The organism is Aquamicrobium sp. YD-1-mutant5 (assembly GCF_059509755.1).
On the sequence record NZ_JCAKKP010000012.1, the window covers coordinates 90,869 to 104,467 of the forward strand.

Annotated in this window: 13 protein-coding genes and 2 pseudogenes; 7 read left to right on the plus strand and 8 right to left on the minus strand. The window is 58.2% G+C overall.

Annotated features, from left to right (window positions below; genetic code table 11):
- Positions 1-223: 223 nt before the first annotated feature.
- Entirely contained in the window at positions 224-1,282 is a 1,059-nt protein-coding gene (locus AC5XE7_RS15805) for an IS110 family RNA-guided transposase (RefSeq protein WP_495366753.1), read from the plus strand.
- 248 nt (positions 1,283-1,530) lie between these two features.
- Here AC5XE7_RS15805 and AC5XE7_RS15810 read toward each other — a convergent pair whose 3' ends face one another.
- The gene (locus AC5XE7_RS15810; RefSeq protein ID WP_495366754.1) at positions 1,531-2,694 is read right to left on the minus strand and encodes a replication initiator protein A; all 1,164 of its coding nucleotides are present in this window, start codon (positions 2,692-2,694) and stop codon (positions 1,531-1,533) included.
- Entirely contained in the window at positions 2,695-2,964 is a 270-nt protein-coding gene (locus AC5XE7_RS15815; protein ID WP_036284017.1) for a helix-turn-helix transcriptional regulator, read from the minus strand.
- A gap of 465 nt (positions 2,965-3,429) precedes the next feature.
- Here AC5XE7_RS15815 and AC5XE7_RS15820 point away from each other — a divergent pair, with 465 nt between their 5' ends.
- Positions 3,430-3,717: a DNA -binding domain-containing protein gene (locus AC5XE7_RS15820; RefSeq protein WP_495366768.1), complete on the plus strand. Its 288-nt coding sequence runs from the start codon at positions 3,430-3,432 to the stop codon at positions 3,715-3,717.
- Positions 3,718-3,733: 16 nt separating this feature from the next.
- Here the strand turns inward: AC5XE7_RS15820 and AC5XE7_RS15825 are convergent, their stop codons facing one another.
- The 3 genes and pseudogenes from AC5XE7_RS15825 to AC5XE7_RS15835 all read right to left on the minus strand — a co-directional run bounded on the left by AC5XE7_RS15825 (position 3,734) and on the right by AC5XE7_RS15835 (position 5,236).
- Complete coding sequence (locus AC5XE7_RS15825) at positions 3,734-4,249, minus strand: DUF2285 domain-containing protein (RefSeq protein WP_495366769.1); 516 nt, start codon at positions 4,247-4,249, stop codon at positions 3,734-3,736.
- 130 nt (positions 4,250-4,379) lie between these two features.
- A pseudogene (locus tag AC5XE7_RS15830) lies at positions 4,380-4,628 on the minus strand (transcriptional regulator domain-containing protein); the annotation flags it as partial.
- Positions 4,629-4,708: 80 nt separating this feature from the next.
- Positions 4,709-5,236: an antirestriction protein ArdA gene (locus AC5XE7_RS15835; RefSeq protein WP_495366755.1), complete on the minus strand. Its 528-nt coding sequence runs from the start codon at positions 5,234-5,236 to the stop codon at positions 4,709-4,711.
- Between the two features lie 308 nt (positions 5,237-5,544).
- Between AC5XE7_RS15835 and AC5XE7_RS15840 the strand changes: the two genes are divergently transcribed.
- Both AC5XE7_RS15840 and AC5XE7_RS15845 read left to right on the plus strand, forming a co-directional pair.
- The gene (locus tag AC5XE7_RS15840) at positions 5,545-6,486 is read left to right on the plus strand and encodes a HamA C-terminal domain-containing protein (protein ID WP_495366756.1); all 942 of its coding nucleotides are present in this window, start codon (positions 5,545-5,547) and stop codon (positions 6,484-6,486) included.
- The gene (locus AC5XE7_RS15845) at positions 6,486-8,600 is read left to right on the plus strand and encodes a DEAD/DEAH box helicase (RefSeq protein ID WP_495366757.1); all 2,115 of its coding nucleotides are present in this window, start codon (positions 6,486-6,488) and stop codon (positions 8,598-8,600) included. The genes AC5XE7_RS15840 and AC5XE7_RS15845 overlap by 1 nt, the downstream gene beginning before the upstream one ends.
- 126 nt (positions 8,601-8,726) lie before the next feature.
- Here the strand turns inward: AC5XE7_RS15845 and tnpC are convergent, their stop codons facing one another.
- The 3 genes from tnpC to tnpA all read right to left on the minus strand — a co-directional run bounded on the left by tnpC (position 8,727) and on the right by tnpA (position 11,128).
- Positions 8,727-10,259 (minus strand): IS66 family transposase, encoded by a 1,533-nt coding sequence (tnpC, locus tag AC5XE7_RS15850; RefSeq protein WP_050742833.1) that lies wholly within the window; start codon positions 10,257-10,259, stop codon positions 8,727-8,729.
- A 69-nt stretch (positions 10,260-10,328) separates the two neighbouring features.
- Positions 10,329-10,685 carry an IS66 family insertion sequence element accessory protein TnpB gene (gene tnpB, locus AC5XE7_RS15855; protein WP_113943066.1) on the minus strand — a complete coding sequence of 119 codons (357 nt, stop codon included), beginning with the start codon at positions 10,683-10,685 and terminating at the stop codon, positions 10,329-10,331.
- Positions 10,682-11,128, minus strand: a complete 447-nt coding sequence (tnpA, locus tag AC5XE7_RS15860) for an IS66-like element accessory protein TnpA (protein ID WP_050746558.1) — start codon at positions 11,126-11,128, stop codon at positions 10,682-10,684. Before tnpA ends, tnpB begins: the two co-directional genes overlap by 4 nt.
- 413 nt (positions 11,129-11,541) lie before the next feature.
- Here tnpA and AC5XE7_RS15865 point away from each other — a divergent pair, with 413 nt between their 5' ends.
- The 3 genes and pseudogenes from AC5XE7_RS15865 to AC5XE7_RS15875 all read left to right on the plus strand — a co-directional run.
- Entirely contained in the window at positions 11,542-11,829 is a 288-nt protein-coding gene (locus AC5XE7_RS15865) for a sunset domain-containing protein (protein WP_495366770.1), read from the plus strand.
- Between the two features lie 503 nt (positions 11,830-12,332).
- Positions 12,333-13,331 (plus strand): hypothetical protein, encoded by a 999-nt coding sequence (locus AC5XE7_RS15870; RefSeq protein ID WP_495366758.1) that lies wholly within the window; start codon positions 12,333-12,335, stop codon positions 13,329-13,331.
- Positions 13,332-13,489: 158 nt separating this feature from the next.
- Positions 13,490-13,599 (plus strand): annotated as a pseudogene (locus AC5XE7_RS15875) (IS5/IS1182 family transposase); the annotation flags it as partial.

The following is a 13,599-nucleotide window of genomic DNA, read 5'->3' on the forward strand; positions in this document are numbered from 1 at the left end:
TGGGGATTGCGCGCGTGCGCTGCGTCAACGGCGGGCGTCATGGCTCGCCGTTCCCGGCAGAACCGGCACCACGCTTCGCCTGCGCGCGCGTCAAAGAAAAAGAGTTAGCTGGGGTAACTGTTTCTGTTCTCGTCGCGTGTGAGGAAAGCGCCTGTTGCCATACCGTGAACGGTGATCTGACCGGCTCATGTCGGTCCACCACCAACCGGAATGGAGAGAGAAGATGGACTACTTCGCAGGACTGGATGTTTCCCTTGAGATGACGAGCATCTGCATCGTGGATGCTGACGGGACCGTGCTGAAGGAGGCGAAGGTTGCTTCCGAGCCGGACGACCTCGTGGCGTTCTTCGCGCAGTGCGGCATGGTGATGAAGCGGATCGGCCTTGAAGCCGGCGCTCCGTCGCAATGGCTTTACGGCGGCATGGCCGAAGCCGGTCTGCCCGTCGTGTGCATCGAGACGCGGCACGCCAAGGCGGCGCTGTCGGCCATGCCGAACAAGACCGACCGCAACGATGCACGCGGGATCGCCAACATCATGCGCACCGGCTGGTTCCGTGCCGTACATGTGAAGACGCAGACCGCGCAGGAACTGCGCTTCCTGCTGGTGGCCAGGCAGACGCTGGTGCGCAAGCTGATGGATATCGAGCTGGCGATCAGAGGCATGCTGCGCAGCTTCGGTCTGAAGATGGGCGTGGTATCCAAGCGCAACTTCGAGGCGCGCGTTCTGGAACTGGCCGGCGACCGCGCGATGCTGATGCGGGCGCTCAACCCGATGCTGACCGCCAGACGCGCTCTGGCTGTCGAATATACCAACCTGCAAAAGGTGGCGATGGACTTCGCCCGTGACGATGACGTGTGCCGCCGGCTGATGACCGTTCCCGGTGTCGGCCCCATCGTGGCGCTGACCTATCGCGCGACCATCGACGTGCCGTCGCGGTTCCGGCGCTCCAAATCGGTAGGCGCACATCTGGGACTGACGCCGCGCGCCTACCAGTCTGGCGAGGTCGACTGGACCGGGCGCGTGTCCAAGAGCGGCGATGCGATGGCACGAGCGGCGCTTTACGAGGCCGCGCACATCCTGCTCATCCGCGTGAAGCGCTGGTCGTCGCTCAAGGCGTGGGGGATGCGGCTGGTGAAGAACCGGGGGCATAAACGGGCTGTAACCGCGCTCGCGCGCCGGATGGCCGTGCTCATGCACCGCATCTGGGTCGAGGGAACCACCTTCCTCTGGAAGACGGGTGACGGTCAGGCAATCGCTCCGAAGCCCATTCCCGCTGTCTAAGGCCGTCTGCCTGTCATCCGCATGGATGCCGGCTGACATAGGCTGAGAGTTCCGCTGCGGCGGAGAGATGTCCCCCGAGGGGACGAGGGTTCGGGTGAGTACGCAAAGAATCTTGTCCGCATCGCATTCTGCGAGAGCGAGGACGCGAGTTAGCTTGGCCGCCCGACCTTCCGATCCCTGCTTGTGGCGATCCTGATATCGACCACGGAAAGAAGCGTGAGCCGCTCGGGGTGATATTGATGATCCGCTCATGGCGTGTCCTCCGGCTTGATGCCTGGGATCCACGGAAGACGGACAGATCGGGATGGCTCTTTCGCTGCTTGTTGCGAACGCGCACGATCATTGGCAAGATGATCGCGGGTGGCACTGGGCGCGTGCTTCACACCCACAGAAACAGTTAAAGAAGATTCTCTGTTAGATAAGTTAGCGGTCGGATTCCGCGTTTCAGGCCAAAGCGTTAGCTGCGGTTCGTGCGCCTGATCTGCCGATAGTCGTGCGCCTGATGTGCCGATACCCCGTGCGCCTGATCTGCCGATGGCATTAACAGGGTTATCAACAGTGCCTGTTGATGAGTTTTCGGGGCGGATGCGCAGCAACTCACGGCCGTCTTCCCGCTCGATCTGGAGGCGGTAGCCGGGGAGCGGCTGGCGGGCCGCGATCCTGCGCAGGTCAAGCGCAAAGTCAGACGGCCGGGCGAGGCTGCCGGATTTCTGATGAAGGTGGGCGACCTCGAAAATCCAGCCATGGCGCTGGTGCCCGGCGTGCTTTCTGGCGATGCGGTAAAGCCAACGCTCGATGCCGCCTGTCAGCCGGAAATAGGCCGGGTCGATGGTCAGGACCAGCGAGCGGTCGATGACGCTATTGTAGAACCATTCGGGCAGGACGAACTCCATGCCCTCGACGCGGCCGCCGCGCGTCGTCATTTCCTCCCACTCGTTGATCCATGAGAATTGCCGGCGACGCCAATGCGGGCCGTTGCGAATGGTGGTGGCGATGACGGTCGATTGCAGCCGCGCCAGCGCGGCTTTCAAAAGCCGGTATTGGTGATTGCCGGTCGGGCGTCCGATGGCGCGCAACAGATGGTAGGGCGTGAACCGGACGAAGCGCGAAGTGGCAAGGCCGTCATTCTCGGCCGCGACAATCTGCGAGGCCGCCCATATCAGCACATCGGCGTCCCAAATGGTCGCCATGCCATGCTCGGGCATCCCGAACACCTGCACCTCTATGTCGGCGGCCTTATAGAGAATCGGCTTGGTGCGCGGGGTCTTCGCCAGCGAGAAAAACGGCCGTTCCATCAAGTCGCGCTGGTCGCGCGGCGGCGCATCGCCGGTCGCGACCACGAACGGGTCTAGGCGGCTGCGCTCGCTGTCCCCGGTCGGCTGCGCGGGGTCATGATCGTCCTCGCGCAGCATCTAGCACTCGTCCCGTTCTTCGGGCGTGAGTGGACGCGCGGGAAAGACCGTACCTGCGGTCTTGTCGCGGGTGGATTTGCGCTCGCCCGCCGCGCTCCAGTCCTCCAGATCGCGGACGGTGTAGAGGACGCGACCGCCGACCTTGCGATAGGTCGGGCCGGTCCCGTAGGTCCGGTGCTTCTCAAGGGTGCGGATGGATATGCCGAGGAAGCGCGCGGCTTCTTTGGTGCGCAACAGGCGCGGCGGCAGGCCCGCAAGCGGGTTCGGCATGGATCACCTCCAGTCGGAATTGGGCTACCGAGGGCGGCAGCGGACTGTGGCGAACCATGGCGAGGGATCGGCGGCGCGTAGCGTGCCGCATTTGCGTCTATGCGCTGGCGGCACCCCCCCCTCGGACGCTGTGCGGGCAAACAAGATGAGGGATTTCAGCGGCTCAACGCCTGCCGCACCGAAAAGCCAGAGACATTCGCGGGCGGGTTGGCTAAAGGTATAGGCAGAGCAGACGCGCTGCTCTGGGGCGTCGAAACCCCTGACTAGTGGTTGTTGCCGGCCGAAACGGCAGCGCACTCCTTGACCTATGGTCGGGGTGCCTGTGGCGTATACAACAGGCTTTCCGAGCTAAAGGCCATGGGGCCGTCTAGTCACGGTTTCGAACTCCCCGATCACCAAGAGTCAGAGAGAACCGTTTGCGGGGGCGCACCGCAGACAAAACCCTCTCGGATACGGGGAATGACCATGCGAACTCCCGTCGAACTCGATCCCGATGTGGACGACGAAGCGCCAACCGGCGACACCATCACCGTCTATGACGAACTGCACTACGTCACCTATCTGCGTCTTCTCGATGCCAAGGCCGAGGGCGCGGACTGGAGGGAAGTCGCGCGAATCGTGCTGCACCGCGATCCGGTGGCCGAGGAACTTCGGTCCCGCCGTTGCTGGCAAAGCCATCTCGAACGCGCGCAATGGCTATCGCATAAGGGCTATCGGAAAATTCTGGAGCAGGCGGCAGGCAACAAAGCGTGAAAGCCGCGCCTCTCGATCAACCGGGCTTGATCGGATAGTGGAGCAGCAGGCGATAGCCGCCCCGCATCATCTTGATCCCGTGCGCGATCAACCTACGAGCCTTGTTCTTGCGCGGATCGGTCTCAAAGTCTTCCTTGGTGCCGCGAAAGCCGAGCAGAACTTCGGCGACGGTGCGGTAGCTCTCTCCGCGCAGCCGGGCGTCGAGCGCGCGCAGGGACAGGATATGCCATTGCCGGAGCTGCGCGGGAACCGCACGAAAATCGGGGCCGGGCGCGCGGCCGTTGAGGGACCGCCAAAGACGGCGGGCGGCATGGGCGCGCAACTCCAGAAAGGAATCCATCGGCAGGGTGACGGCATAGAAGGCGGCGGCGTCGGGCACCGCCTCGGACAGCCAGAATTGATGCGCGACGCCATCCACCTGCCAGATGCCGTGCCAGCCATCGGCGGCGCGGCGCAAGTCGAGGCCGGCGAGATGCGCCAGCGTCAATATCGGTTCGGTGTCGCCGTCTTCGGGATCGACCGGCGACAACATCACAGCTTGCGGTTGAAGGCTCGGCGTCCAGATAGGGGATTGCTGGTCGTGCGGCGCGTCGGGGTCGCACGGGAAATCGCAACCCCCAGCGATGGGCGAACGCTTCAAGGTCGCGTCCGGTCGCCTGTCCGGTCGATGCGACGATCTGGAAGTCCTGACGATATTCGTCGTTGCGCCGTAGATATTCCCAAGCGAAACCGGCGGCCGGAATGTGCTTCGCGTGTCTGTATGCCGCCGGGAAACGCCAGTCGATGCTAAGCATGGCGTTACCTCTCGATGTCGGGGCGCGCGAAACCACGCCCGGACGAAAGAGGTTCACGGATTTATGGAGATATAGAACCCGCTCATGGCAGATACGTTGAGCGGCTAACCCGATCATTTTTAGTTATTTTCTTCTTAACATTGTTGATTTGAGTCTTCCAGTCGCCTGCCCGAATGCGCGGACAGGCGACCATGTTTTCACCTGTTGGAAAACACATGCACCTCGCCGCGCGCGGTCTCGATGGTGAACAGGTCGCCGCCCATCTCTGCGTCGCGCGCCATCGCGTCCCAATCGACATAGTAGCGCAGCGCCTCGGGGATCGTGACGCTTTCAGTGGTCAACTCTTCCATATAGTCGGCAAGGCTGGCGAACTGACCATGATAGCAGTCCTCCAAGGTCGATTCGGCTTGGTCCATGTCGCCGCTGAACTGTTCCAGCAGGCCCGCGCCGAGCGCGCCGTGCTCTGCGATGAAAGCCGCCATCCGCGCTACGCTGTCGATGCCGGCATATTCGGAGATGCTGACGCCCTCGAAGCCCTCATAGTCGTGAATGGCGTATTCCTCCGCGTCCTCGACAGGGGAACGGGCAAGCATCGTGGCAATCTCGCCCCTGATCTGGTCGACGTCCTGATCCGCGTTGATCCAAGCCCCATGCAGAAAGCCGCTATTGTAAGCTGCAAGGCAAGCAACATAGATGCGGAGGCTGCTGTCGGATACGTTGGTCATGTCTCTGATCCTCGGGTCTGAAGGTCAGCGAAGCGGAACGCCGCGCCTGACCTTCTGGCCGTCGCCGAGACCGGGTGTGCAAACGGAGGGAGGCTGCGCGGGGAACCGGCTGCACGGAGCGCGTCAAGCGCGGAGGAAGCTGGGCGGAAGCCTTTCGAAGTGCGCTGAGGGCGGAGCCCTAAGGCCTGTGTTAACGAACCAATCAGAGAGCGTCAGTGACAGGGCAATGATCTGCGCTGAGGTCATCGACAAAATACCTAGTCATGTGTCCTCCCAAATTGTAGCGTCATCTGACGGGGACAGTCTCGATGGGAGAGTCTATTTTTATGTCTGGGCTGGCATTTGAAGTTTTGATAGATGACTCTCTTTCTTCAGTAACATCGACAGCTCAGCTCACAGAAGTCGTCAATAGTCGTATAATAAGTTTAATAAATGACTTTGAGGATGCGGAATGGCGTTATCCAAAATTTCAAAATTACTTGTGGGATAACATCGCTCAAACTGCCCTATCTGAGAAAGAACGGTCCTCTCTTGTCGATCAAAGCCACAGCAGTCTGATCGCGGCAGCTCAGAATCTGAGGCTTACAGACAATGATGAAATCGGACAGGGCAGTGAGATTGCTGAAGTATTTCTGTATGGCCTGATGCGTCATCGCTTTGGCGCACTGCCCGTAGTGCCGAAAATTTTTTATAAGCAAAATGTTCAGGATAACGCCAAGGGGGCGGACAGTGTTCATATCGTCGTTGATGGAGACGATTTTACGCTTTGGTTTGGAGAGGCAAAATTCTACAATTCCATTGCCGATGCTCGCTTGGATTCCGTCGTAACCTCGGTCATGAATTCACTTTCGACTGACAAGTTAAAAAAAGAAAATGCCATTATAACCAGCGTATCTGATCTTGACGGCCTACCAATCGCGCCAGATCTACGAGCCAAAATAAAAGCCGCTTTGGACAACAGAGAGTCCATCGACAACTTGAAGGCAAAAATTCATATTCCAATCCTGCTTTTGCACGAATGCTCGATTACCTCAGGCGCAAAAGACCTCAGCGACGCCTATAAGGCGGAAATTATCAAGTTTCATAAAAGCCGTGCGGACGCTTATTTTCTTAAGCAAATCGCAAAATCGAGCTCGGTCCATAAGTATGACGATCTAAATTTTCACATCATCCTGTTTCCAGTCCCTAGCAAGAAGAAAATCGTCAGCGCCTTCGTCCAAGCCGTCGCTTTCTATAAGGGGCAGAGCTGATGGATATTTTTGATACCTGCTACGAGATAAACAGGCTTCTGACGCTCAAGAACGAGATCGCCGCCAGAAATCTCCTGATCCGCCTACTGGCAGACCTCGATCATTCCAAAACTCCTTATCCGCAAGTGGTCAATCATATGATCCGCGCGACTGGGCTATTCCCCTACCTGCAACTGGCAAACGCTTCATGGGATCAGAAATATGTTCATCATGCATTTGAAGTTGATGTTGGTCGACGCGTTGCAACACTCCATCGCGAGCAGTCGAGCGTTCTCGCCAAGCTTTTGGATGGCAAGAACATAGCGATTAGCGCTCCGACTAGCTTTGGAAAGAGTTTTGTCATTGATGCATTCATTGCAGCCAAAAGGCCGAGCAATGTAGTGATCATCGTCCCGACTATTGCCCTGATGGACGAAACGCGCCGCCGATTGTTCAAAAAATTCTCCGAAGAATATACAATCGTCACAGCGCCCGATACGAAACTTGGAATAAAAAATATCCTTATATTTCCGCAGGAGCGTGCCTTCGGCTATCTTGATGCGCTTGACAGCATAGACTTGTTAGTGGTCGATGAGTTTTACAAGGCAAGCCAAAAACATGACCGTGATCGTGCGCCTGCGCTCATCAAAGCGATCCTGAAGCTCTCGAAGAAGGCAAAACAGAGGTATTACCTCGCGCCAAACATCAAAAAATTGAGCGACAACGCCTTTACTCGCGACATGGAATTCGTCGAGCTTCTAGACTTTAATACCGTATATCTTGATATTAAGGAGCCATATAAGGAGTTCGGGAAAGACGAATCCAAGAAGGGTGAAAAATTAATCGATTTAATTTCTCAGCAGACACAAAAGTCATTGATATATGCAGGGACATACTCTGAAATAAAGAAAATATCTGAACTTGTTATATCAAAGATTCAACCTGTTGATCGTATATATACAAGCCATTTCTCTAAGTGGCTTAGGCAAAATTATCAGTCGGACTGGAGTTTGGCCGATTTAGTTGATCGTGCAATTGGCGTTCATAACGGCAGCATGCATCGGTGCCTCAGCCAGCTACAAATACGTCTTTTCGAGTATGAAGACGGATTTGATAGCATTGTATCCACATCATCAATAATAGAAGGCGTCAATACATCTGCTCAAAATGTCATTGTGTGGAAAAGCAAGCTAGGAAACACAAATCTTAAAGACTTTACATATAAGAATATCATCGGTCGTGGCGGTCGAATGTTTAAGTATTTCGTCGGAAACATATACCTTCTTGACGCCCCGCCAAAATCTGAGGACGTTCAGCTTGATATTGAGTTCCCAGAGGAAATACTTGGAACTCTCGATGAGGTTCGGGATTCAGATCAACTCACGGATCGGCAAGTGGAGCGGATAATTGAGTATCGCACACAAATGTCGGCAATCATTGGGGACGAAAATTTTGCGCGCATAAAGCGCGACAACATCCTGCAAGATAGCGATGCGGATTTCTTGCTTCGGCTAGCAATGGATATGAGAGATAATCCCGACGAATGGCGTGGCTTTGGTTATCTGAACTCCAGCGACCCCGATAACTGGGACAATATGCTCTACAGGGTATTACGACTTAAACCCGGAAATTGGGATACGCAATTTGGCAAACTTGTGACGGCAACTAAGGCTATGGCGCACAATTGGGATCGTGATTTGCCTCAACTAATATCGACCCTTAAAGGTGATGGCGTCGATATTGACGATTTTTTCAAGCTCGAACGGACTATGACGTTCAAGTTGGCGGCCCTTCTGAGCGATACAAACGAACTTCATAAGATGATTATTAATCCATCAATCGATATTTCTGCCTTTATTGGTAGAATGAGCAGAGCGTTTTTACCGAGTGCAGTCTACCATCTCGAAGAGTATGGCTTGCCACGCATGATTTCCAAAAAAATCCACTTATCTGGCTTAATTGACTTTCAAGACCCTAGCATGGACCTATTGAAGGCAATTGATCGCTTTAAGAATATCGGAAAAGAGGCAGTGTTAGCGATTAGGTCACTTGGTCCCTTTGATCGCTACGTAGTTCGTTTCTTTTTCGATGGGATCACGCTTGACGATCCGGAGCCGACGGAAAAGGCAATCTAGCCTCTGGATTTTTCGCGGGCGCGCGAACGTTTAGGGCCGGGACGCGAGCGTCCCGGCATCCCTCCACCCCCGTTGGGCACCTATTTCTAGCCTCCATTTTGTAGGGCTATAGCGTAAGCGCTGTTGTCAGGCCACGGCCCTGAACTCGGGAGCCTGAATGTAGGCCCAGGGGAGGAGATCGTCGATCTGGCTGTTGGGGTGGCCGTTGACGATCCTGGTGAGCACGTCGGCGAGGTAGCCGAGCGGCTCGACGCCGTTGAGCTTGCAGGTTTCGATCAGCGAAGCGACGACGGCCCAGTGCTCGGCGCCGCCATCCGATCCAGCGAAGAGTGCATTCTTGCGGTTCAGCGCGATCGGGCGGATCGAACGTTCGACGGTGTTGCTGTCGATCTCGATGCGACCGTCGTCGAGGAAGCGCGAGAGGCCATCCCGGCGCGAGAGCGTGTAGCGGATCGCCTCGGCGAGCTTTGTCTTCTGGCTGATCAGCTCGAGCTTCTCGCGCAGCCAGGGTACGAGATCGGCGACGATCGGGAGGCTCTTTTCCTGGCGCACGGCACGACGCTGCTCCGCCGATCGTCCACGAATGTCATCTTCGATTCTGTAGAGCTCCGCGATCCGCCGGAGCGCCTCGCTGGCGATCGGCGCGGGACCGGCTGCGGCAAGTTCGTAGAAGCGGCGGCGCACATGTGCCCAGCAGAAGGCGAGCGTGGCACCGCTCTTGTCGGCGAGCACGCGATAGCCACCATAGCCGTCGACCTGCAGGATGCCAGTAAAGCCCGCCAGATGAGTGATCGGACGTTCGGCCTTTCGGTCCGGCGCATAGACATAGGCGACGCCCGGCGGGTCGGCTCCTTGCCACGGCCGATCATCGCGGGCATAGGCCCAGAGTTGCCCGGTCCTGGTCTTGCCACGGCCGGGATCGAGCACCGGCGCCGTCGTCTCGTCGGCGAACAGTTTTGGCGAAGCCTTCAACTTCGCCAGCAGTCGCTCGTGCACCGGACGCAGGTGCCAGGCGGCGCGGCCGACCCAGTCGGCGAGCGTCGAGCGGTCGAGATTGATGCCCTGCCGGGCGTAGATCTGCGCCTGGCGATAGAGCGGCAGGTGATCGGCGTATTTGGAGACCAGCACCTGGGCGACGGTCGCATCGGTCGGCAGGCCGCCTTCGATCAGCCGGCCGGGAGCCGGAGCCTGAACGACCACATCGTCGCAGGCGCGGCAGGCGTATTTGGGCCGGCGCACCACGATCACGCGCAGCTGCGCCGGAACGATGTCGAGCCGCTCGCTCACATCCTCGCCGATCCGGTGCAGGCCATTGCGACAGCACGGACAGACGTGATTGTCGATGTCGACGATCGTTTCGATACGAGGCAGATGCGCCGGCAGCGCGCCACGGTTGGCTCGCCGCTTTGTGGCGCGCTCATTGCGTTCGCGCGGGTCGACACGTTCGGCCTCTTCCTCGCCGGCGGCCTCGATCTGCTCGGCCTCTTCGAGGCCCAGCAGCAACTGGTCTTCCGGCAGCGTCTCGGCGCGCCGGCCGAAGCGGTGACGCTGCAGTTCCCTGATGATCTGGATCAGCCGCGCATTCTCGACGTCGCGCGCCAGGACCATCGCCTTCAGCGCATCCGGATCGTCGGGAAGCTGGTCCGCCGTCATCGCCATGAGCGGATCAGACCATATTCGCCGGCACCGGGCGACCGTGGAATCCGGGCTGATTCACTTGGTCGCGGATCAACCCGCCTGCGCCGGAACGCGCGTCGGGCGGGCTTCATGGACCCGTCGCCAGTCGAGACCTTCGAGCAGCGCCGACAGCTGCGCGGCGGTCAGCCGCATGATCCCGTCCTGCACCTTCGGCCAGCGGAACTCGCCATCCTCCAGCCGCTTCGCATAGAGGCAGACGCCGGTGCCGTCCCAGAAGATCAGCTTGATCCGGTCCGTGCGCTTGGCACGGAAGACATAGACCGCACCGCTGAACGGATCGGCGCCCATCGTCTCGCGCACCAGCGCGGCCAGCCCCTCCGCGCCTTTGCGGAAGTCCACCGGCTTTGTCGCCACCATGACCTTGACGGCGCCAGTCGGCCCGATCACGACGTTGCCTTCAACGCACGGATCACCGTCGCAACCGTCCTGGCGTCGGCGCCACGGCCGACCCGCATCGCAACGCCGTCGATCTCCAGCTCGATCACGCCGGCGTCTGGCGCGGCCTTCCGCTTCCGCGTCGATCTCGCGCGCTTCCCCGACGGTTCAGGCTCCGGCGCCGCAATCACCGCCGGAACAAACAATGGCTCCGGTGCCGGCGCTCCCGCCAATGGCTGACGCGCGGCCCGACGCCAGGCGAACAACTGCTGCGGGGACAATGCATATCGCCGGGCCACTGCGCTCACGGTCTCGCCGGCATCGTAGCTTTCCGCCACGATCCGAGCCTTCTCCTCCGGCAACCATTCGCGCCGCCGGCCGGAACCCGTGAAAACCTCGAACCGCCGCGCGGGCTCAGGATCGCTGGATTTAAGCGTAAACTCTGAAATCGTCATGTGTCGAAGCCCTCAAAGGCTCCGAACATCGTCGCTCACGACCACGCGCGAAAGGTGCCGCCGGAACAGCGCTTACGCTATAGCGTAGGTGTAGTTCTCTGTTTCATCGGCTTCGGCCCGCCAGATCACCCTTCCAACTTATTGAAATCACTGCACATTAATGATGGATCGTGATTTCATCCCCACTTTGTGATTTTTCTACTCTGATGGCTTCAGGGCTTTCCAGCGCATCCCGACTCGCAGGACTGGTGTCCGCTGAACCCATGTCCCAATCACCACAACGCATCAAATGCGAGCGATAGACTCAACTGGACCTTAGCCCGTGGATGCCAGAATGGCCGCATGGCAGGGAATTACCATAGGGCCACAGCGCCCAACGAAACCGCTATCGCCAGCCCAAGCCCGGCCGGCTTATCGGCCGTCTGTTCTTTCCCGCTGTGTTGATAGGGGCGTCCGCCATTTCGTTCGGCTGGTCTTCCGGCGCGAAGCCCGAACTGTCCGCAGCGCCTTTGGTGGCGATGCTGCCCGGCTCGGACTGCAACATCAAAGGGAACATCTCGATTGATACCGGCGAGCGCATCTATCATGTGCCGGGCCAGAAGTTCTATCAGAAGACGCGCATATCGCACCAGCACGGCGAACGCTGGTTCTGTAGCGAGGCGGAAGCGCGCCGGGCCGGCTGGCGGAAGTCGCGTCAATAATCGCCCGGGGAGTGGTCATATGGGGGTAGCAATGCGCTTCAGTTATTGGATGGCATGTGGGGCGGTGATCGTTGGAGCGGTGGTGGCAATGAAATATATGCCCACTGCATCTTCCCGGACCGCTGCTCTTTTGCAGATACCCGAGCTTCCATCATCCGTGTCAAATCTGAATTGCCACAGCCGGGGCTGGCAGGAAGACTTTACCCAATGCGCGGGAAAAGCAGACTTGTCAGATATTCCCGCCCTCATGGCCGGATGGGCATTCGCCCCCTCGGAGAATACGTCCACGGCTTGCCCAGATAAACCGGAGCAAGTGAAGGAGACAAACGCGTGCTATCGGCTTGATACACCAGAGGCGGGCCACAGTTCGTACGTTGCATTTGCGTTCAGCAGCGAGACCGGGGACTTTTACGCTACGATATTTCGAACTGGGTGGGGTCGGTAATGGTTGGTTGCCAAATGGCTACCGTCAGTCACCGCAGCAGTTTAAAGGGCAGGTTCTGATGGCAGTTCTTCTGAGGTTGGCGCGGGTCACAGCCGCCACCGCTCTGTGTCTGGTGGTGTTCGCCGCCCTTTTTGAACTCTTCAATGCGGCACCAAATTTGATCTTCTCACCGGGGAGCATCCCTGATGCGCTTCTATGGGGCGTGTTCTTCCGCGCACCGGGATTTCTCTTTTTTGGAACTGTCCCAATGGTGCTGGCCGCCGGGATATGCGAATGGCGCTCGATAAGGAGTTGGCTGCCCTACCTTGTGATCTGGTCTGCGGCCGGGCTGCTGGCCACGCGAATGGGAGCCGTGGTTACCGTTCTTCTTTCAGCCGCAGCGGTCAGCTATCTTTATTGGGTTCTGGCTGGTCGGTCGGCCGGCATGCTTCCTTACTTTGAGAAGCTGCGCAGACGCGACGGGAAATTCCGGTTTCTGAACTATGCGGCCTATGCAGTGCTGGCTTTTCTTGGGTTCCAACTGGCAGGCTACGGCTACTATGGCGCGAAGCTGTTTTGGGTTTCCTATATTTCCGAACCCGGCCTCGGAACCCCGGCCTTCCAGAAGATACAAAAACGCAAGCTATCAGCCGCCCAGAAGGTCGCGCTGATGGATTTTCCAGACGCCGCATCGTGCCTTAAGAAGCCCAAGCTGTCTGGTCCCGTCAACCTCAAGGAAATGGACTGGGATAAAATCGACAACAAGGAAGAGGCCGAAGTCTGTATATTCAGGCTCTTGGCTTCGTACGACGATTTATCAGCGGCCACGGAGTGGTTTGAAGCGCAGGGCTTCCGCGTGCCGGAGAACTTCAGCAGCGCGCGCCCCCATACTGACCGAACAGGTATGCTGCGCGTTTCAGCATCGCATCTGATAGGCACGAATGGGCCGAAGTTTCCTACGCGGGGCGTGGTGCGGCGAGCTTTTCGCTACCTTGCTTATAGCATGAACGTGAACGCATTTTGGTCTGCCGACGGCAAGCGGTTACTGGCGGTAGATGTCTCGTACATCTATTTGTAATCCCAGACCGGCCAGCTTGCCATTGGACATCGCACCGGAGCCGTGACTTGATCATTATCGACGTTATTGTTGAGGTTATTGGCTACCCCACCTCTAGGCTCAGGACCTATTAATTTGGTTTGATCTGCGATTCACGGTCTTTGCTGAAGGAGGCCGTGATGGGTGATTTGTTTCTGCTGAGCGAGTGCCAGATGGCGCGCATATCGCCGTACTTCCCGTTGTGGCACGGGGTTCCGAGAGTAGATGACCGGCGGGTTGTGAGCGGGAT